Below are 19,693 nucleotides of genomic sequence, written 5' to 3'. Positions count from 1 at the left end.
TCTTGATGATTGTTTTTGTTATAGTTAGATTAGAAAAAAGGAGGCTGTTCCCATGGAAATATCGATTACACAGCCAGCATTTAAATGGCTTACAGAAGAAATGGATGTAACGAATGGAGATTCTATTCGCTTTTTTGTTCGATATGGTGGTCAAGGAGCGCAATCCGGATTTTCACTAGGTTTGTCTAGAAATGATGTGCCTTTCGAACCTTATTCAAAGACAGAGATGAATGGAATTACTTTTTTTGTGGAGAAGAAAGATGCATGGTATTTTGATGAACGTGACTTACAAGTTAAATATTCACGAAAAAAAGATGAAATTGAATTCATTGTTGAGTAAACGTCACTAACAGGGCATAAGATTAACCGTGCCTAAAACACCGTAAACTGAAAAAGCACATTCCTTAGAAATGTGCTTTTTGTTGTTCTTTTTACTTTATACGAATTTTCGCAATTACTTTTTCATCTGTTGGTTCTACTTGGTCACCAGGAACCCCGAAAAATGGTGTGCCATCTTCATTCCAAAACAACCGTTGAATTCGCGCATGACGGTTATGGTCATATAAAGAATTACCCTTAATCTCTTTGTATGGACGAGCATGATAAACTAATAAATCGAATCCATCTTCATCTACACTAAAGCTATTATGACCAGGTCCGTACTCTTCTGTTTCTTCACTCGTAACAAAAACTGGTTCTGGAGTTTTATACCATGACTTGGGATCCAATAAGTCACTATCCTCATCTGCAGATAGGTAACCTACTGCATACGTATGATCCGTTGCATTCGCCGAGAAAGCAATAAATACTTTTCCATTATTTTTTATAGCAGCGGCACCTTCATTTACAAAAAACACACTGTTTTCCCAGTTATACTCTGGAGTTGATAAAAGCACTTGATTCTTAATCGTCCATGGGTTTTCCATTTCTCCGATATACAGGTTAGAAATTGTATCATTTTCTACCTTTTGCGCCCACACTAAGTATCGTTTTCCCTTGTTTTCAAAAGTTGTAGCATCTAAAGAGAAACTTTGGAATTCTGTGTTCACTTGTCCTTTTTCAACCCAATCCCCTGTTAATGGATTGGCGGCTGCACATTCTAATACGTATGGCCGAATCGCCCATACATCTTCTCGTTCACCAGCAGCAAAATGAATATACCATTTACCATCGATAAAATGTAGTTCTGGTGCCCAGATATGTTCTGACATGACGCCACTTTCATGACGTTCCCAAACAACAACCTCTTCTGCTTCCGGTAATTGATCTAGAGTTTTTGCACGCCGCAATACAATCCGATCATACAGCGGATAAGAACCTGTAAAATAATAATATCCATCCGTATGTTTATATAAGTACGGATCTGCACGTTGCTCAATGAAGGGTTTAGGATATGTTTTCACTTTCAATTTCCCCTGCACTTCTATTTCTTCACCTACTCCAAAATCAGCAGCGCTTACATTATCCCATACTATTGGGTAATCAGCTTTTAAACCATTGTCTAACTGCACTTCAACCGTTTCGGGAAGATCCGGTTTTTCTCCTGCTTTCACTTCTAACTTTAACGTTGGTATATGAATGATTTTCATTTGTTTCATCCTTTCTAACTTTTCTGGATCTATTATATCAAAAAGGTGCATATAAGTAATCCCTTTTTCGCAATTTTTATTCACCTGTACGGATGAATTACGAAAAAGGGATTTTCTTTTCCATTATAATGATTAACTGACACTAGTAGTCCTACTGAAAGACCCTGACCCCAATAGAATTAACATATTCGCATAAAGTGAGACTTCAATCAGTGAGGGTTTTTAACTATTCCCCCACTAATTGTTAGCCCTAAAGGATGACCTAAAGGCCTTTAAACCATTCGAGGTGCTAACGTTCGTTACTCCCACTTAAACCACTTGCTTTTCTCGTTGTTTTGAAGCGGGCGTCTTACGGACGGTTGCTCCAGGATAAAAACTAAAATAATCCTATAGCTCTTCCATGATCATCTACATCCATCTTCAACGCTGCTGGTTGTTTAGATAGCCCTGGCATGGTTAACACGTCTCCGGTTAAAGCTACTAAGAAACCCGCTCCAATAGATGGTCGAAATTCGCTAACCGTCAACGTAAAATCAACTGGTCGACCTAATTTTTTCGGATCGTCTGACAAAGAATACTGTGTTTTCGCCATACAGACGGGTAAATCAGACCAACCATTCGCTTCTATCTCTTCGATTTGTTGCTTAGCGAGCGCTGTATAATTCACATTTTTCGCTCCGTACACTTTTTTTGCTATACAAGCAATCTTGTCTTGAATTGTATCCTTCACATGATATAACGGCTGAAAGGAACTACTATCTTGTTCAGCTAACGCCACTACTTGATTAGCAAGTTCCATTCCTCCTGCACCACCATGTTCCCACACTTCTGTCAAAGCAACTTTAACCCCTCGTTCACTGCACCACGTTTTCAATGCGTTTACTTCTTGATCTGTATCCGTTACAAACCGATTGATGGCTACAACAAATGGCAATCCAAAAGACTGAATCGTCTCGATATGCTTCTCTAAGTTGGCCATTCCTTCGTGTAATGCTTGAATATTTTCTTCTTTTAAATCAGTCTGTGGCACTCCACCGTGCATCTTTAAAGCCCTGATTGTCGCGACAATCACAACCACCTTCGGATCGAGTTCACCCATTCTTGCTTTAATATTTAAAAACTTTTCCGCTCCTAAATCCGCTCCAAATCCCGCTTCTGTAACTGCATAGTCGCCAAGTTTACTAGCCATTTTCGTCGCAATTAAACTGTTACAACCATGTGCGATATTCGCGAACGGACCTCCGTGGATAATTGCAGGCGTATGCTCTACTGTTTGAACTAAATTCGGCATAAGCGCATCTTTCAAAAGTAATGTTAGCGCACCCTCTACACCGAGATCAGCTACGGTTACTGGACTACCATCTCCTGTATAACCAACTACTATTTTGCTCAAACGAGTACGCATATCTTGTAAATCTTTTGCTAAGCAAAAAATTGCCATGATCTCTGATGCTACCGTTATATTAAACCCATCTTCTCTCGGAACTCCTTGTTTCACTCCACCTAAACCAACAATTACTTGACGTAATGCACGATCATTCAAATCAACTACCCGTTTCCAAACAATTCGGCGTGCATCAATTCCACATTCATTTCCTTGAAAAATATGATTATCAATAAATGCCGATAATGCATTATTCGCAGTAGTGATTGCATGAATATCACCAGTAAAATGCAAATTAATATCTTCCATTGGAACTACCTGTGAATAACCACCACCTGTGGCACCACCTTTTATTCCCATCGTTGGACCTAAAGAAGGTTCGCGCAATGCGATCACAGATTTTTTTCCCATTTTATGTAACGCTTGTCCTAACCCCACAGTCACTGTAGATTTTCCCTCTCCGGCTGGAGTTGGATTAATCGATGTGACTAAGATTAACTTTCCGTCTTCACGTTCTTTCAAACGATCCATACTGGCAAGTGAAAGTTTTGCTTTATACTTTCCGTATGGTTCCCATTCATCTTCTTTTAACCCTAATATCTTAGCGATTTCTTCGATTGGTTTCATCTTTACTTGGCTCGCAATCTCAATATCTGTCTGCATTTTCTAGAACGCCCCCCGCTAAATAATTGTCGTACGTTTTTATCTATTAGTAGTTAAATCATTCGTATTATAACATGTTTTCTTATGTAACGCTTCTTGTTTCAGTAGATTTTCTTTTTTTTAATAATAATTAAACTATGCAGAAGTTGCTCTTTAATTGAAAACACTGAACATAATAATTCCAAAACTACATATAGGTAATAACCATAGAAAAAAGGCGCTCCTTAACCATGTCAGGAACACCTTCTTCATGTTGCTTATTTTAACTTTTCCATAAAACGGCGCATTCTCTTCATTGCTTCTGTTAACTGTTTCATCGATGTTGCGTAAGAACAACGAATGTAACCTTCTCCACTTTCTCCAAAAACATTACCAGGGACAACAGCTACGCGTTGGTCTTCCAGTAGAGCTTCTGCAAATGCCTCTGAATCAAGGCCAGTCGATTTGATTGATGGAAAAACATAAAATGCTCCCCCTGGCAGGTGGCAAGACAAGCCCATCTCCTGTAATGCCTTCACCACATAATTCCGACGTTGACGATAACTCGTTTTCATTTCTAACACACTGCCTTTACCATTTCTCAACGCTTCTAACGCGCCATGTTGAGCCATCGTAGACGCACACATTATTGTATATTGATGTATTTTTGTCATTGCTTCCACAATTGATTTCGGTCCAGCAGCATAGCCTAAACGCCAACCAGTCATCGCAAATGCTTTAGAGAAACCTGAGATCAAAATTGTTCTTTCGATCATGCCAGGGATCGAGGCAAAACTCGTAAATGCTTCATCGTAAATTAAATCGGCATAGATTTCGTCTGAAAATACGATCAAATCGTGTGCTTTAGCAACTTCACTTATTTGTTCCATTTCTTCCTTGCTCAGCACAGCTCCAGTAGGATTGTTAGGGCTACAAATCAGTAAAGCTTTTGTTTTGGATGTAATAGCTTTTTCAATCTGTTCAGCCTGTACTTTAAAGGCATGTTCTTCCGTTGCTTCTACAATTACCGGAACTCCTCCTGCCAAACGAATCGTTGGGACATAAGAGACAAAGCTAGGTTCAATAACAATCACTTCATCCCCTGGATTTAAAATCGCTCGGCAAGCCAAATCAATGGCTTGACTTGCCCCAACCGTTACAAGCAACTGATCTTCTGGATTATAGGCTACTTGATAATTAGCTTCAAGGAATACACTCAGCTCTTTTCTTAATTCCCATAAGCCAGCATTCGCTGTGTATGCCGTATATCCTCGCTCTAAAGAATGGTAGCTCGCTTCGATTACATTCCAAGGCGTGACAAAGTCTGGTTCACCAACCCCTAGAGAAATAACATTTTCCATTTTGGAGGCTAAATCAAAAAATTTACGTATCCCCGAAGGTTTTAATTCGTTAACATGATCGGCGATATAGTTTTTTTCGTACGTACTCATGGTGTCACCATCATTCGTTTATCATCATCATCTTTATCTTGAAAGATCACGCCATCGTGCTTATATTTTTTCAACACAAAATGAGTAGTTGTAGAAACAACAGATTCTAACGTTGATAATTTATCTGAAACAAATCGACTGATCTCCATCATCGTCTGACCTTCAACCGTAATCGATAAATCATAAGCACCACTCATTAAGTAGAGTGCCTTCACTTCAGGAAAACGATAAATTCGTTCCGCTACATGATCAAAACCAACTCCTCGTGTAGGGGTTACTTTCACTTCAATCATCGCAGTTACACCCTGATGTGTTAGTACCTTCGCCCAATTAATTAGCGTAGAGTAGCCGAGAATTGCACATTCTTGTTCTAGCTTTTCAATCATTTTTTTAACTTCTTCTTCTTTAACCTCTATCATACTAGCAATTGTTTCTGTATCTAACCTACCATTTTTTTCTAAAATTCTTAGTAGCTCCATTTCTTTTTCATCCAAATTGCCCACCTACTTTTCTAATAAATTAAGTTTTAAGATTATTTAGAAATTATAGTTTATCGTACTACAAAGTGAGCACAAGGTAAATAGCTATATCATCCTCTTTACAATCCCACACGATCATCACCCTGCATAGACTAAGAAAGGAATGATATAAACGAAGGAGGAAAACAGATGACAGTTTCCTATACAGATATGATTGCCGCATTTAATATTGGCAGTGCTCACCCCGGAGGATTAGCCGTTACCAAAGAAATGTTTCAACAGGTGGAAAAACACCCCCACCAGTCCATATTAGATGTCGGCTGCGGAACAGGAAGAACGGTTCAATATATAAGTGAACAAACAACAGGCAAAATCATTGGCATTGATTATGATCCGAAGATGATAACAAAAGCGAAACAAAAGTTAGCGAACACTACGAATGTAGAATTAAAGACCGGAAACGTAGAAGCATTACCTATAGACGAAGAAACGATTGATTGTATTATTTCTGAATCGGTAACATCCTTTGCCCACATACCCGTAGCTTTAAAAGAATATGCTCGGGTACTTCGTGAGAATGGAATATTGTGCTTACTGGAAATGACCGCTACTATGCCTTTATCACCGGAAGCTAAGCAAGAATTAACCTCATTTTATGGCTTATCCTCCATTTACACAGAACCTGAATGGAGAGAAGCAATTGAGCGTGCTGGTTTCACTTTACTCGATTCACTGTCATTCGCTCCAGAAACCGAAGGCGTGCTAGATTCAGATATCCACCAAACGATTGATCCTGTATATTTCGATATCATGGCAAGGCATTATCAATTAACCGAAAAATATCGAGATGTTCTAGGTTCACGTATTTACTATTGTCAAAAGACACCGAAAAGGATTCGTCAACATGTCGGTAATTGACACAAAAGATTGGTTGGAGCAATATCTTGCCAATAAAAAACAAACATTCGATGAGAATTTGCTCGTTCAGGAAGATACAATCATAGATGCTATTCTTCCCTATTTCTCTTCAGAGGACCGAGTCAATCTCCAATGGCTACTATTAAGCCACGGGTTATTCATTCCAAATAGTTGGAATCACGAGGCAATCGACACTTTTATTGACCATGACTTTTGGCAAATGACAGAACAATGTTTTACCGAATTACAATCTGAATGGAACGGGCCTGATGTTCCCATTATCCCATTACCATCAGATCATACAAACATGCAATTAATCGAAGAATTTAACGGGGTCTCTGGATTGAGCTTTCCAGATAAAGTAATCCTCTTCATTGGAAAAAACACCTCAAAAGATCAATTAAGAGCATTATTAACACATGAATATAGTCACGCTTTTCGATTGCATCACTTAAATAGACAGCCAGATTCTTATACATTGATGGATACACTTGTTCTAGAGGGGGTAGCGGAAGTGGCTGTTCGTCAACGATTAGGAACTGAATTTCTATCCAAGCAAATACGTAATAGCTCGTTCGAGGACGCTCAAATACTTTGGAAAAGATGGATGGAACCAAATCTCCACTTATCCAAAAACAATCCGAATCATCACGCTCTCGTCTATGGCAATGATGAGGTACCTAAATTAACTGGTTATATTGTTGGCTACTTTCTCATTGACAGCCAATACACTCCTGAAAAAACGAAACTGGTAGAGCTAATGAAACAACCCACTGAGTGTTTTTTTCTCGATCATTATTTTTAAAAGATCTCTGAAAAGCATGGCAAATACCCTCTACAGGCTTCCATTGTTGACATACCCTATAGTGAGTGCTCATTAAGTGCTAAATTACCTGGAGAGGTGTTAACTTTTTGAGTTATAGCTTAATACTCGTAATTTAGTAGAAAGGAGTTATCCTATGTCAAGGTACTACAAGGTGTGTTGTGAAAATATAGGTCGGCCAGTTTGCGTTAGAACCGTTGACGGAAAAGAGTATCGCGGATTTATTCGAAGAGTAACACAGACACACGTTTATTTAGAGCCGATTGGCGGTCACGCTGGTTATGGTTATGGCTTTTGGGGTCTTGGATTTGGTTTAGGGATCGCCCTCGGTGCAATCGGAACGTTAGCTTTCCTTCCATGGTTCTTTATCTAGAAGAAAAACATTTATGAAAATAGGCAGAATTACATTTCTGCCTATTTCTCTTCTTTCTTATTTTGATTAGGATTTGGATACAAACCATCAACAAGCTTCTCCGCAAGTTTCCGATACATATTGCTGTAATTAACCAACGAAGTGATCATAAAAAGTTGTTCGATATACTGCGCTTCTTTACTATCCACTACTTCCGTCGCCTGTTCTACTTTATCAGCAAGGGTTTGGACTGCTTTAGTAAAGTCAACGGGTTGATTCTCCATTAATTTCGCATATTGATCATATATTTCTTGCAAATTGATATCATCAGATTCAGCTTCTATGTGTGCATTTAATTTCGTTAATAGAATTCGAACATCATTGATGGAAAGTGCACCTTTTAATTGATAAATAAATTGAATCAACATGATATGTTCTTCGGTATATTTTTTATTTCGAATCGGAAACATTAATTTCCCTTTTGCATAATTGTTAATCATCGTTTTGGTTAACACTTTATCCGTTTCATTGCGTTTACAATCCTGGTACGTTCGTTCAAATAACTGTGTCACTTGATCCATGTATAAATCAATTGTTGGAATATCCGATCGATTGATTTTTTTATCTAAACTCATTGATGCAATGATCTCTTGTAAATTATCCATCGCAAACCCTCAATTCCCAAAATTATCCCGGAGCAACTGTCCGCAAGACTCCCACTTCAAAACAACGAGAAAAGCAAGTGGTTTAAGTGGGAGTAACGGACGCTAGCACCCCGAATGGTTCAACTAACAATTAGTGGGGGGAATATCTAACCCCCCCACTGATTGAAGTTTCACTTTATTACTTTCAGTATAGCGGAAACTTCAAGTAAGGTAAATCTTGACGGAGATAAAAAACAATAGTACCATGATACGTAGTATTGAAAACTATATGGATCGGAGGAATTTATCATGCATAATTATATTCGAGAACCAATGAACGGCTTTACACATTTAGCTGGCACCATTTTAGCCTTTATTGGCCTATTAGCAATGGTGATTAGAGCATCGATCGTCATTGGTACTCCTCTCGCTATCTTTTCTGTGATTGTTTTTGGGGTAAGTATGATGTTACTTTATGCATCTTCTGCTACTTATCATATGGTCATTGCGCGAGCGGAAGTGATTGCATGGTTACGAAAATTAGATCATTCGATGATTTTTGTTTTGATCGCCGGTACATATACTCCTTATTGCCTAATAACGTTAAGAGGACCAGTTGGTTGGAGTTTATTTGCAGTAATTTGGATTACCGCGATTTGCGGTGTGCTTTTTAAAATGATTTGGTTTCATTGTCCTCGTTGGTTATCGACCGCACTCTATATTATCATGGGTTGGATGATTATTTTCGTTGCAGCTCCACTAAATTCTAGCATCGAAACGACTGGCTTAGTTCTTCTCATCACCGGCGGGGTTATTTATACGATTGGAGGGGTGATCTACGGTACGAAACCAAAATGGTTAGAATCGAAATATCTTGGGTTCCACGAAATCTTCCATATTTTCATTCTTCTCGGATCTCTAGCCCACTTCATTAGCGTATATTTTTATGTTTTGGTTTAATCCTAGTTAAACCTCCTAAATGTGAAGGCCGTTGATAACAAGACTTCAGGACGACTTCCTATTCATCGAATGACAGACGACCAACTATGATCGTCTGTTTTTTCATTCACAAAAAGGCCATTCTCTTGTGATAAAGTAAAACTTCAATCAGTGGGGTCTTACAGAAAGCAAATAGAACCTAGTACCTGTGAAGCGTAGTATGCTACAATATATTTAACTTTTCACACCAACCTATAAAGAAAAAGGGAGGGATTTCGTTGCAATCTTTTATCGAGTCTGCTCGTCAATACGACGGTTTTCAAGAAGTAGTTTTTATTGGAATTATGTTCCTTTCGATTCTTTTCCTTCGTTTTGCTCTCATTTATATTTTTCGAAAACGCGCAAAAGGAACAGTCAGTCAAAGAAAACAGATTCGTTATACCGTAGATTGGATTGTCTTTTACACAATCATTATTTTTATTATTCTATATTATGGTGAAACCGGTTGGATGACGAGGCCTCTCTTAACGATAGGAGAAATCGAGATTACTATTCTCTTGCTGATCATTTCATTCTTTATTATATCCTTTGCACATCACCTATCTAAGTTCACTACGCAGTTATTTATGCCGAAAATATATGAACGCTATCAATTAGATACTGGGGTACAATTCACATTCAACAGAGTATTTCACTATATTATTATGGTCATTGCTATAATCGTGAGTATTTCCACGGTAGGAATTGATTTAAGTGCGTTTACCGTCTTCGCTAGCGTACTCGGTGTCGGTATTGGTTTTGGATTACAAGGGCTTACTGCTAACTTTGTTGCAGGGATCATTCTGTTATTCGAGCGTCCAATCAAAGTCGGAGATCGGATCATTGTTGATCAAATAATTGGAGATGTGGAACAAATTAATATGCGCGCTACTGTTATTCGTTCGGTAAATAATGAACACATTATTGTACCGAATTCTTACTTTTTAGAAGAGCATGTAGTAAATCGCTCTTATCAAGATCCGATGATGCGCTTAATTACACCAATAGGCGTTTCTTATGGGTCAGATCCTGAGCTTGTACGCCGTTTATTGCTTCAAGTAGCTCACGACGAAGCAGCAGCAACAGATACCGTACTGCTTGATCCGGAACCTGTCGTACATTTTGTAGCTTTCGGGGATTCTTCCCTTGATTTCGAGTTATTTCTGTGGGTTTCAGAAGCTCGTGACCTTATAAAAGTGAAAACCAATCTAAATTTCCGAATTTACCATATACTGAAAGAGCACCAAATCGAAATACCATTTCCACAACGCGATCTACACCTTCGATCGGTTGACCCTACTATTTATTCACAATTTGAGGTAAAGAAAAAATAGAACAGTATCCCCTTTCCAAATGGGAAGGGGCTGTTCTATTTTTATCCCGGAGTAACGGACGCTAGCACCCCGAAGGATTCAAGAGGCTTTTGGGTGTACAAGCGGTGGTGGAAAACCCACCCCCACACTGATCAAAATTTGACTTGATCACAACAATGTTATCGAATCCTTTTTTAATTCAATAATTGAAGATCTTCTACGGTCATTTTAGTCAAACTTTTTTAATCTATCGTTCCCCTGTCTATATAGCCACCTTCTTCTCTTATTACATTTAATGCCTCTTGAAAGTCTTCATCTGCAACTTCTCCAGTTAAAATCGAGTTTCGTTCCTCATTCTCCAAAATTTCTTCTGAATCACCATAAATGGGTACTTGAGGAGATATGTTAGCATACACACCGTCATGCCCTTCATGTGGCGGTGGTGGCGCGATTAAATCTAAGTCGTCCTTATCTTGAATCTGATCAACTAGCAAGTCATTTGTTTTAAACCTCTTTAATTTTGCTTTTAAATCCTCCGCATCATTTTCATTTTTCACATAAACTGTTATTGGCTTAAACATAATATCTCTCCTTTATTATATTTTCTTCTTCCTTATTTAAAATGTTCCCCATTTTCGTGATATCAAACAATAAAGTGAAACTTCAATCAGTGGGGTTTTTTAGGTATTCCCCCACTGATTGTTAGCCCTAAATGCCCTTGAACCATTCGGGGTGCTAGCGCATAGCCGTCAAGCTAAGGATAAACTATAGAAAGATCAAGTATGGAGTAGATAATTTTCACACATAATTAAATTATTTTCCAAATCATCACATGTATAGTGAAAACAAATTTATTCCTTTTTTAAATATTTGCTCTGTTAAACGGGCTGTTGATTTACGATCCAGGCATTCGCTTTCCGCGGGCTCGCGCTGAGCCTCCTCGTTCGCACAGAACGCTCACTGTGGGGTCTCATCGTCTTCGCTTTTCCCGCAGGAGTCGAATGCCTTCCTCTCCAATCAACGAAATGTTAAAAAGCAATAAGCTTTAACAATATCAAAATATTCATCTATACTGCTTTAAACGTTTGTTCATACGTAAGATATAGAATGTCAAAAGGACTCTTATGCTGATAGCGATGGTCTTTTCTTCCATGCCTGTACACATTCTGATAAATATTCTGCAACAATACCATAAAGGAAGCGATATGATACAGCGCTTGCCCCTTCTCCTCTTCAATCGCGCTTTTCGCATGATCGATACACTTGTACTCACTTCCTTCAATCTGATGCTTTTGATAGAGATAATCCCGACATTGAAAGGCGACCATAGACGATAGAAGGATATGAATTAACGTACCGTATAAATGGCATCCAAACCGTTCTGGATTCATTGTTCGTACCTTATCGATGGCAAATAATGATTTCCATGTTTTAAATAGAATCTCCACTTGCCAACGCAAGGAATAGATCGGGTATAGCTCTTGAACATCCAATTCCTCCTGTGTTATATTGGTGGTAAGGATTTGGATTTGATTTTTTTTGGTGGCGGATTGGGTATGGCCCCCTTTTCGCCTTCTTCTTTGTAAATACCCATCTCTTTTCTTTTTTTGTTCCTCGGATAATTGTTGTACAACCACTCGTGTTTGGAGTGTGTTTTTCCCCTTCTTGCCGATTTGAATGCACCCATAATCTATCGTTTCTCCTGCCTTTAGTTGTTTTGCATCTTCTTCCGGTTTGATTTGTATCTTTTGTCCTTTTTCATTCCATGTCCAGAACGTCATATTGGAAGGAACGCGCGTGATATAAAAACCGCCTGCACTTTCTATTTTCTTCAAGTGTTCTCCAGAAAAGTAACCAAGATCCCGCAAGATAAGATCTCCTGGTTCAATCGTATCCGCCAATTCCCGTGCCGCATATTGGTCACTGTCTGTTTGGGAATAAAGCAATGTATGCAGGAAATTCCCTTGATATAGTTCATATTCTAATTGAATTTTAGCGCCATCCGGGTGAGAAGGATCCTTTGTAGGTACACCAAAAGAAGTAGCGTCTAAGATACGTATACGAGAAAATAAATCATCGATAGATAACGGACGTGCAACAAGATTTTGCTGCTCAGCTAACTCGAGAAAAATACCCTTCAAAAAGGCAACACCTTTCTCATTGAAACGTTGATGTAAAGCTTGTTTCGAAATATCCGTTCCAGATAACCGCGTGATCGTTGCGCACAGCTTGCTCAATCCTTCAGCGCCTACTGTTTGTTTTAAAAAGGCACAGATACTTAAGAAATCCTCTGGCATTAATTTATTTTCACGTTGAACAAAACCTGTATCACGCGCCCATTGACGTACCTTAGAAACAGATAACACCTGATGAACAGCTTGAATAAATGGCTCCATTTTCTTCGTGAAATGCATCGTAAACCCCTCCAAATAAATATTTCTTATCTGTTAGGTTACCGTATTTTTCTGTTATTTTAAATCTTACCGCTTAGCTTGACGGCTATGGGTGCTAGCGTCCTTTACCCCCACTTAAAAAACTTGATATTCTCGTTGTTTTGAAGTGGGAGTCTTACGGACGATTGCTCCGGGATAAACCAATACGAGAATTTCTCATTCAACATTTTCGCTTTCTCGCTCCAATAAGTATAAGCATGTAAGCGTATCATGTATAAAGTGAACGCCGTGTTCTTTTCTATTCTCACTAATTGATTGTAGAAGCCTTTGGACCACGAGTTCTTTCTTAGCACCCATACGTTTTCCTATGCTATGTAAAAAAACGCTACTGATTTCTCAGTAGCGTTTTTTAACTCATCCATTTTGGCGGAGTATTTTTACTCCAATAAACTTCACCGATCGTGTGGTGAGTTTCATAATTATCTAATTGTTCATGGTAATGAAAATTGAACCAATAGCCATCTAGTGGGCGGTTTTCTCTTCTGACGTGAAACTTTGCAAGAGCTTTTCCGTCTCTCATATCATATAAGTCAAAGATCTTTTCCCCGTATCCCGGATTAGTATTCTCCACGATTTCAATATACTTAACATCCGCTTGATCTAAATCCGCTAAAACGTTTTCAATTGTTTCTTCAATGCTAGGCAATACCTCGGTTAAAAAATCCTGATCAATTTTTTCTGCAATTCTCGGTCCAAGCTTCTCTAAGGTTTGCACCTTTGCTTGATCAGTGATCAAAGCAATTTGCTCTTCCTTCGTAATCGTATGTGTATCTGAATATGTAGCGAAAGAGGAGGTTTCATCATAAAGTATATCAACTAAATCAACTTCTTGTTTCTTCTCTGACCCTACTTCTTTAGCGTTTGAATCATTACTCGGCTCTAAATCAATTGGTGGCACGTAAAATCCGAGTGTCATAATTGTGACGAATACAACAAACAGTCTTTTTAACCAGATAGCCATGATATACCTCCTCTTTTTTTGATTATGTTATTACTATAAATTTTACCACATAGGGCGAAAATGTCTATTGTTAATTTGTTTTGTAATAAAAGATTAACCTACTAGTAACAAAAAAATTAGAAAATGGAACATAAAGCCAAACATTTTTTTGATTTTTGCATAATTTAACTGTAAGGAATTCTGGAAAGCAGGTGATGGTTTTATGATTAAATACACGAGAACTATTGATAATCCCAAACACACTAGTGATCTAGAAATATATTTTCAAAAGTTTCGAGCAAATATCATCGGCAATAATAAATTATATCAAACAGCTTACGGGACAAAAAAAATGCTTTATGCTGATTGGACTGCCAGCGGTAGGCTTTATCGACCAATCGAATCAAAGCTATCTAATCTTCTTGGACCATTTATCGGAAACACTCACACCGAGTCCACAACATCAAGTAAAGTGACTACAATCGCTTACCGCAAAGCACAGCAAATCATTAAAGATCATGTGCATGCATCCAATACTGATGTCTTAATATCCACAGGTACTGGAGCAACAGGGGCAGTTAATAAATTGCAACGCCTACTTGGTTTACGCGCACCAAGTAACCTACAAAATCAGATTACATTACAAGAAGAAGATCGACCAATCATTTTCATTAGTCACATGGAGCATCATTCAAATTCTTTATCTTGGCAAGAAACGATCGGTGATGTGGTTATGCTTCAGCCAGATTCCGATGGTTGTATTGACCTACAAGAATTGGAACAACTATTAATTAAATACAGAAACAGAAAAACAAAAATCGGCGCCTTTACTGCATGTTCCAATGTAACAGGATTGAAAACCAAGTATCAACAATTGGCTCGTATGATGCACAAGCATAATGGTATTTGCTTTATTGATTTCGCTGCTTCTGCTCCGTATGTAGATATCAATATGCATCCCGATGATCCAATGGATAAATTAGATGGCCTCTTTTTCTCTCCTCATAAATTTCTTGGCGGACCAGGATCTTGTGGAGTTTTACTTGTTGATGAAGCCTTAATCGATAATAAAATCCCTGATCACCCAGGTGGAGGAACGGTTCTTTGGACAAATTATTGGGGTGAGTATTGTTATCTAGAAGGTACTGAATCTAGGGAAGATGGCGGGACACCAGCTATTATCCAGACAATCAAGGCAGCCTTAGCAATACAACTTAAAGAAGAAATGGGTACAAATGCTATTCTTCAACGAGAAGAAGAAATGCTATCCTACTTCCTCCCACAGTTAGACGCGATGGACCGGATCACGATCTTAGGTGGAGAGCGATCAGCGTCCAATCAATTAGGCATTATATCTTTTTGTGCTCGAGACATCCATCATCATCTATTCGTTACATTGTTAAATGATCGGTTTGGGATTCAAGCACGTGGAGGCTGTTCTTGTGCTGGTCCATATGGACATCACCTACTCGATATATCAAAAAAAGCCTCAAATAAAATGACCAAAAAAGCGGAGCAAGGGGATATGTCATTAAAGCCAGGTTGGGTTCGAATTTCTCTACATCCGACAATGACAAACAATGATTTACAAACAATTTTATTTGCGATCCAATCGATTGTGAAAAATATTGAGGCTTGGCGATCCGATTATTATTATGAATCAGACAAAGATACCTTTACTTCTATTCACTCATTCGACAATACAAAAAGCACAATTAATCAGCTGTTTTACATCTAAATGCGAACGAAGTAAAGATATCTCATTAATAACTGAATCATTGTGCAACCAGTGACAATAACCCATAGATTGCAAACATATTCCAAACGACATGAAAAATGATCGGGACTACTAAAGATTTGGATTGGCGGTATAGTAACACAAAAACTACACCGGAGATTGTTGCCGAAAGAATATGTCCCGGATGTAAAACACCAAACACAAGGGAAGATACGAATACACCAATCCAACTACCATATTTATCACGCAAGAACCGATAAATGATACCTCGAAAAAGAATTTCTTCTAAGATCGGTGTGACAATTGTAAAGGATAAGATAATAATGAAAATATTTATCCCATTTAGGGGAATGTTCTCAAAACCAAAGGTATCTACTTGACTACCCGCCTCTTCCCATTCCAACACATCCAATATTAAAGTTTGGGCGAGATAAACAAAAATAAAAGCAGCTACTAAATAGCCATATGTTTTTACTTTTTTCATGGGATGAAAGGAAAATGAACCTCTCAAATAGAAACGGATTTTTTTGAAAATCAATAGCGCAAGAAAAAATGCTAGTGCATCAAATAAAATAGCATAATGACTGCGTAATAATACATCTGCGTACTGTGTTAGACCAACAATAGCTAGTGAAAATATGAGGAAAACACCAGTTCCAATTGCTAAACCTAGATAGACTAAAATAAATGAGAGTACCACTCCCCATGTGATGGAATTAGGTGCTTTATCCAGCTGTTCGAGAGGCTCATTTTGCTGTTCCATCAAATTTCTTTCTTTATCTTCCATACGAACTCCTCCTAAAAGTAAGTCAATCACACTACTGATTATAACAAAATTTTCAAATAAAGTGTGAATTTAGAAGGGTCTTTTTCTCGCAATAAACAACATAATGATAATGATTCCTACTACAATATAGGAAGCTGCACTTACAATCGGATAATCTACTTGATTCGCTACACCAATACCTATAATTGCCCAGACAAATACAAGTGGGAAAGCCAGATCATTTTGTTGATAGCGGAACCAGATAGCTAACCCCGCTGAAACAATAAGCATAATGATTGTCCAAATTTGATCAGATAGCCCAAAACCTTCCCAGCCCAACTCAACCAAGTAATAACTGATATTGGCAATAGTTGCTACACTAATCCAACCAAGATAAACAGAAAAAGGCAATAAATCAAAAAAAGTTTTCGCTCTTGTTTGTACCTTCTTATATAAATAGATCAGCGTTAATAATAGGCCTATCATTACGACAACAGTAGCACCAAAAAATTGATAATGCCATAATAAAAGCCAACTAATATTTAAGATGGAGCTAACCCAAAATAATACTGCTGTATCTCGATAAAGCGGTAGATCGCGACGTTGTTCCGGCCATTGGCGCATGACCCATGTGAACAATAACAAGTAAATGATTCCCCAAATACTAAATACATAACCAGCTGGGGTAAACAATACTTCAATACGATCAGAAATTTCTCCTGTATTATATCCGTTAATCGGTAATATGTTTGCCAACGCATTTACAATGATTACTGCAGCGAGAAAACTTGCATTTAACCAAAACCTCTTCATCCCGTCTCCTTCATTAGTTACCATACGATCATTCCTTTCCTCTATTTTACTATGAATATACTATTCTTAATCTTTTCCTAGTATCCCTATCACTTATGCTACTGAACATTACAGCAGAGATTGTATAATGTTTATTCCCATTTAACGAGAATAGCAAACCCTTTAATTATTCTACCTAAAACTATTAACCACCCTCCGATAAATCACTTTTTCGGACTACTTCCCCTTGCTTTTACTCAATTCTGTCCGAATCAACTTCTTTTTCGGACTACTTTCTCTTGTTTTTGCTCAATCCTGTCCGAATCAAACTCTTTTTCGGACTACTTTCTCTTGCTTTTGCCCAATCCTGTCCGAATCAAACTCTTTTTCGGACTACTTTCTCTTGTTTTTACTCAATTCTGTCCGAATCAAACTCTTTTTCGGACTACTTTCTCTTGCTTTTACTCAATTCTGTCCGAATCAACTTCTTTTTCGGACTACTTTCCTATAGGGTAAAAAAGCATACAAGACAATGCTTGTATGCTTGATACTTGTATTTATGCTTTTATCCCGGAGCAACCGTCCGTAAGACTCCCACTTCAAAATAACGAGAATATCAAGTTGTTTAGGTGGGAGTAACGGACGCTAGCACCCCGAATGGTTCAAGGGCCTTTAGGTCATCCTTTAGGGCTAACAATCAGTGGGGGAATACCTAAAAACCCCCACTGATTGAAGTTTCACTTTATCCATGAATCATTTAGTTTCACATCAGCTGCTTTTAGAAGCGTATATACAGGGCAACGAGCTTCGACTTTTGCTTGTAGCTCATTGAGACGTTCCTCTGGCTCATTGGTGGTTACTTTTGCTTCAACTGTAATCGTTTCAAAGTATGGACGGATATTTGGATCTCCCATAAAACCACGTGGATCGAATTCACCTGTAATGGAAAATTCTATCTGTTGTAAATCAAAGTTCATTTCTCTAGCGATGATATGACCTGTGACATTTTCACAAGATGCAAGTGCTGCTAATACATTTTGTAACGGATTGGGACCTAGATCTTTTCCACCCATTTGTGCTCCTTCATCCAAAACAATTTCATGCTTCCCTGCCTTTGCTTTCAGTGTTAATCCTTCTGACTGTGCATTTACGTTAAATTTCATTTTTTTCATTGGTAATCATCCTTTATCATTTATTTTTTTTCTACTAATCTGCTCGTTTCTGAATCTCTAAACCACCGCTTACTCGCTAATTTGCCATAATAGGCAATCCCTTGTTGTTGGACAATGAACGCTATGGTAACAAGTAAGGCCGCTTCCGCACCAAAAGCAGTAGCTGCTAAACCAATCGCAATGGACAGATTTCTCAAAACCGTTCCATTTACTAACGCAATACCATCGGAGCGATTAAAAAATCGAACCGCAACAAGGGTACTAATGACAAAATTAATCACATAAAACAAAAGTAATACGATTGCGGCAATAAGCAATAAATGTAGGTTATTCACAATCATTTCAGCCCTCATACTGACACTTACAAAAACGACATACAACATCGCCCAAATACTTAATGGAGCGAAAGCTGGTTTCACTTTCTTTTGAAACTCAGGTAATGAGTATTTTTTTAGGATAAGCTTAAAGGTGATATGGCCTAAGATCATTGGTACAAATACCACCATTAATATCGTTCGAAATGTCCCTAAAATATCTACTTCTACATACTGACCTACCATCATTAATAAATACCATGGCGTCAATAAAGATCCTAAAACCAACCCAAATACGGTCAATTTCACTGCAGCTGGCACATTACCTTTTTGTAAGGCGGTCCAAGAAATGGTCATCCCACTCGTAGGTAACAACGCGGACAAAGCTAATCCCGCAAACATAACTGGATAAGAGTGCAATAATGTTCTACCTAAAAGATAAGCAACAAGGGGAACGATCAAAAAATTGATAAGCATAGAGAACCCTAATACCTTTGATCCTTTCAACGTTGTCAATTCTTTCAAGTTAAAACCAATCATTGTAGCATAGATCATAATAATCGTAGCGATCAAAATTGTTGGCTGAAGAACACGGGTATCCATCATCAGACCAAAAGCAAAACCAAAGATCAGGGTCAACGGAACACTAATCAATAAATATTTTTGTGGAAATATATACAGTCGATTCAATTTGTCACCTCTTTTCTTCTTTACCCCTAGGGGTATATAAATACTATAAGGGGTATATGATTATTTGTCAACGTCTTTGTTTCTAAAAGTAAAAAATGAGTGAATTGCCTAGTTAACACAACTTTGAAGTTGTTGGTATTAACCAAAAGTAGCCCATTTCCTTTGATCTGTTATCCAAAATCAATACGGATTTAGCGAATTCTCCTTTCTAATCAACAAAAAAAAAGCTATTAGGATGATAAAAATCCCAATAGC

At 38.0% G+C, this 19,693-nt stretch carries 19 protein-coding genes; 7 read left to right on the top strand and 12 right to left on the bottom strand.

Going from position 1 to position 19,693, the window contains the following annotated elements; translation table 11 throughout:
- Nucleotides 1-52: 52 nt before the first annotated feature.
- Nucleotides 53-340: a HesB/YadR/YfhF family protein gene (locus OWO01_RS14285; protein ID WP_268781143.1), complete on the top strand. Its 288-nt coding sequence runs from the start codon at nt 53-55 to the stop codon at nt 338-340.
- A 91-nt stretch (nt 341-431) separates the two neighbouring features.
- Here OWO01_RS14285 and OWO01_RS14280 read toward each other — a convergent pair whose 3' ends face one another.
- The 4 genes from OWO01_RS14280 to OWO01_RS14265 form a co-directional block, all read right to left on the bottom strand.
- Nucleotides 432-1,589, bottom strand: a complete 1,158-nt coding sequence (locus tag OWO01_RS14280) for a family 43 glycosylhydrolase (RefSeq protein WP_268781142.1) — start codon at nt 1,587-1,589, stop codon at nt 432-434.
- 376 nt (nt 1,590-1,965) lie between these two features.
- On the bottom strand, nt 1,966-3,636 hold the full coding sequence (locus tag OWO01_RS14275) for a formate--tetrahydrofolate ligase (RefSeq protein ID WP_268781141.1): 1,671 nt from the start codon (nt 3,634-3,636) through the stop codon (nt 1,966-1,968).
- A 257-nt stretch (nt 3,637-3,893) separates the two neighbouring features.
- Nucleotides 3,894-5,066: an aminotransferase gene (locus tag OWO01_RS14270; RefSeq protein WP_268781140.1), complete on the bottom strand. Its 1,173-nt coding sequence runs from the start codon at nt 5,064-5,066 to the stop codon at nt 3,894-3,896.
- Nucleotides 5,063-5,560 carry an Lrp/AsnC family transcriptional regulator gene (locus OWO01_RS14265; RefSeq protein WP_268781139.1) on the bottom strand — a complete coding sequence of 166 codons (498 nt, stop codon included), beginning with the start codon at nt 5,558-5,560 and terminating at the stop codon, nt 5,063-5,065. The genes OWO01_RS14270 and OWO01_RS14265 overlap by 4 nt, the downstream gene beginning before the upstream one ends.
- Before the next feature lie 174 nt (nt 5,561-5,734).
- On the opposite strand from OWO01_RS14265, the gene OWO01_RS14260 reads away from it, so the two are divergent.
- The 3 genes from OWO01_RS14260 to OWO01_RS14250 all read left to right on the top strand — a co-directional run bounded on the left by OWO01_RS14260 (nt 5,735) and on the right by OWO01_RS14250 (nt 7,659).
- Complete coding sequence (locus OWO01_RS14260) at nt 5,735-6,463, top strand: class I SAM-dependent methyltransferase (protein ID WP_268781138.1); 729 nt, start codon at nt 5,735-5,737, stop codon at nt 6,461-6,463.
- Nucleotides 6,450-7,268, top strand: a complete 819-nt coding sequence (locus tag OWO01_RS14255) for a DUF2268 domain-containing putative Zn-dependent protease (protein ID WP_268781137.1) — start codon at nt 6,450-6,452, stop codon at nt 7,266-7,268. The genes OWO01_RS14260 and OWO01_RS14255 overlap by 14 nt, the downstream gene beginning before the upstream one ends.
- Nucleotides 7,269-7,422: 154 nt before the next feature.
- Nucleotides 7,423-7,659 carry a hypothetical protein gene (locus tag OWO01_RS14250; RefSeq protein ID WP_268781136.1) on the top strand — a complete coding sequence of 79 codons (237 nt, stop codon included), beginning with the start codon at nt 7,423-7,425 and terminating at the stop codon, nt 7,657-7,659.
- Nucleotides 7,660-7,700: 41 nt separating this feature from the next.
- Here OWO01_RS14250 and OWO01_RS14245 read toward each other — a convergent pair whose 3' ends face one another.
- Complete coding sequence (locus tag OWO01_RS14245; protein ID WP_268781135.1) at nt 7,701-8,303, bottom strand: DUF1836 domain-containing protein; 603 nt, start codon at nt 8,301-8,303, stop codon at nt 7,701-7,703.
- Nucleotides 8,304-8,591: 288 nt separating this feature from the next.
- On the opposite strand from OWO01_RS14245, the gene trhA reads away from it, so the two are divergent.
- Nucleotides 8,592-9,242 carry a PAQR family membrane homeostasis protein TrhA gene (gene trhA, locus OWO01_RS14240; RefSeq protein WP_268781134.1) on the top strand — a complete coding sequence of 217 codons (651 nt, stop codon included), beginning with the start codon at nt 8,592-8,594 and terminating at the stop codon, nt 9,240-9,242.
- A gap of 257 nt (nt 9,243-9,499) precedes the next feature.
- Entirely contained in the window at nt 9,500-10,594 is a 1,095-nt protein-coding gene (locus OWO01_RS14235) for a mechanosensitive ion channel family protein (protein ID WP_268781133.1), read from the top strand.
- Between the two features lie 221 nt (nt 10,595-10,815).
- Here OWO01_RS14235 and OWO01_RS14230 read toward each other — a convergent pair whose 3' ends face one another.
- The 3 genes from OWO01_RS14230 to OWO01_RS14220 form a co-directional block, all read right to left on the bottom strand.
- Nucleotides 10,816-11,154 carry a hypothetical protein gene (locus tag OWO01_RS14230; protein ID WP_268781132.1) on the bottom strand — a complete coding sequence of 113 codons (339 nt, stop codon included), beginning with the start codon at nt 11,152-11,154 and terminating at the stop codon, nt 10,816-10,818.
- 486 nt (nt 11,155-11,640) lie between these two features.
- Nucleotides 11,641-12,987, bottom strand: coding sequence for an IS4 family transposase (locus tag OWO01_RS14225; protein ID WP_268781131.1), 1,347 nt, complete (start codon nt 12,985-12,987; stop codon nt 11,641-11,643).
- A 388-nt stretch (nt 12,988-13,375) separates the two neighbouring features.
- Nucleotides 13,376-13,987, bottom strand: coding sequence for a YpjP family protein (locus OWO01_RS14220; RefSeq protein ID WP_268781130.1), 612 nt, complete (start codon nt 13,985-13,987; stop codon nt 13,376-13,378).
- A gap of 202 nt (nt 13,988-14,189) precedes the next feature.
- Between OWO01_RS14220 and OWO01_RS14215 the strand changes: the two genes are divergently transcribed.
- Nucleotides 14,190-15,704 (top strand): aminotransferase class V-fold PLP-dependent enzyme, encoded by a 1,515-nt coding sequence (locus OWO01_RS14215; protein ID WP_268781129.1) that lies wholly within the window; start codon nt 14,190-14,192, stop codon nt 15,702-15,704.
- A 37-nt stretch (nt 15,705-15,741) separates the two neighbouring features.
- Here OWO01_RS14215 and OWO01_RS14210 read toward each other — a convergent pair whose 3' ends face one another.
- The 4 genes from OWO01_RS14210 to OWO01_RS14195 form a co-directional block, all read right to left on the bottom strand.
- Nucleotides 15,742-16,491 carry a type II CAAX endopeptidase family protein gene (locus tag OWO01_RS14210; RefSeq protein ID WP_268781128.1) on the bottom strand — a complete coding sequence of 250 codons (750 nt, stop codon included), beginning with the start codon at nt 16,489-16,491 and terminating at the stop codon, nt 15,742-15,744.
- Nucleotides 16,492-16,560: 69 nt separating this feature from the next.
- Nucleotides 16,561-17,283, bottom strand: coding sequence for a TspO/MBR family protein (locus OWO01_RS14205; RefSeq protein WP_268781127.1), 723 nt, complete (start codon nt 17,281-17,283; stop codon nt 16,561-16,563).
- A gap of 716 nt (nt 17,284-17,999) precedes the next feature.
- Nucleotides 18,000-18,434, bottom strand: a complete 435-nt coding sequence (locus OWO01_RS14200) for an OsmC family protein (protein WP_268781126.1) — start codon at nt 18,432-18,434, stop codon at nt 18,000-18,002.
- A gap of 20 nt (nt 18,435-18,454) precedes the next feature.
- Nucleotides 18,455-19,438: an arsenic resistance protein gene (locus OWO01_RS14195; protein ID WP_268781125.1), complete on the bottom strand. Its 984-nt coding sequence runs from the start codon at nt 19,436-19,438 to the stop codon at nt 18,455-18,457.
- Nucleotides 19,439-19,693 lie beyond the last annotated feature (255 nt).

This window comes from Natronobacillus azotifigens (assembly GCF_026805325.1).
Classification (GTDB): Bacteria; Bacillota; Bacilli; order Bacillales; family Amphibacillaceae; genus Natronobacillus; species Natronobacillus azotifigens.
The sequence above is the reverse complement of the archived record's forward strand: the minus strand, read 5'-3'. Positions and strand labels throughout refer to the sequence as shown.

Coding starts and splice junctions, on each gene's coding strand:
- OWO01_RS14210 (WP_268781128.1), bottom strand. CDS start 16,491: ATGGAAGATAAAGAAAGAAATTTGATGGAACAGCAAAATGAGCCTCTC.
- OWO01_RS14285 (WP_268781143.1), top strand. CDS start 53: ATGGAAATATCGATTACACAGCCAGCATTTAAATGGCTTACAGAAGAA.
- OWO01_RS14220 (WP_268781130.1), bottom strand. CDS start 13,987: ATGGCTATCTGGTTAAAAAGACTGTTTGTTGTATTCGTCACAATTATG.
- OWO01_RS14270 (WP_268781140.1), bottom strand. CDS start 5,066: ATGAGTACGTACGAAAAAAACTATATCGCCGATCATGTTAACGAATTA.
- OWO01_RS14215 (WP_268781129.1), top strand. CDS start 14,190: ATGATTAAATACACGAGAACTATTGATAATCCCAAACACACTAGTGAT.
- OWO01_RS14225 (WP_268781131.1), bottom strand. CDS start 12,987: ATGCATTTCACGAAGAAAATGGAGCCATTTATTCAAGCTGTTCATCAG.
- OWO01_RS14245 (WP_268781135.1), bottom strand. CDS start 8,303: ATGGATAATTTACAAGAGATCATTGCATCAATGAGTTTAGATAAAAAA.
- OWO01_RS14230 (WP_268781132.1), bottom strand. CDS start 11,154: ATGTTTAAGCCAATAACAGTTTATGTGAAAAATGAAAATGATGCGGAG.
- OWO01_RS14250 (WP_268781136.1), top strand. CDS start 7,423: ATGTCAAGGTACTACAAGGTGTGTTGTGAAAATATAGGTCGGCCAGTT.
- trhA (WP_268781134.1), top strand. CDS start 8,592: ATGCATAATTATATTCGAGAACCAATGAACGGCTTTACACATTTAGCT.
- OWO01_RS14275 (WP_268781141.1), bottom strand. CDS start 3,636: ATGCAGACAGATATTGAGATTGCGAGCCAAGTAAAGATGAAACCAATC.
- OWO01_RS14200 (WP_268781126.1), bottom strand. CDS start 18,434: ATGAAAAAAATGAAATTTAACGTAAATGCACAGTCAGAAGGATTAACA.
- OWO01_RS14260 (WP_268781138.1), top strand. CDS start 5,735: ATGACAGTTTCCTATACAGATATGATTGCCGCATTTAATATTGGCAGT.
- OWO01_RS14255 (WP_268781137.1), top strand. CDS start 6,450: ATGTCGGTAATTGACACAAAAGATTGGTTGGAGCAATATCTTGCCAAT.
- OWO01_RS14280 (WP_268781142.1), bottom strand. CDS start 1,589: ATGAAAATCATTCATATACCAACGTTAAAGTTAGAAGTGAAAGCAGGA.
- OWO01_RS14205 (WP_268781127.1), bottom strand. CDS start 17,283: ATGAAGAGGTTTTGGTTAAATGCAAGTTTTCTCGCTGCAGTAATCATT.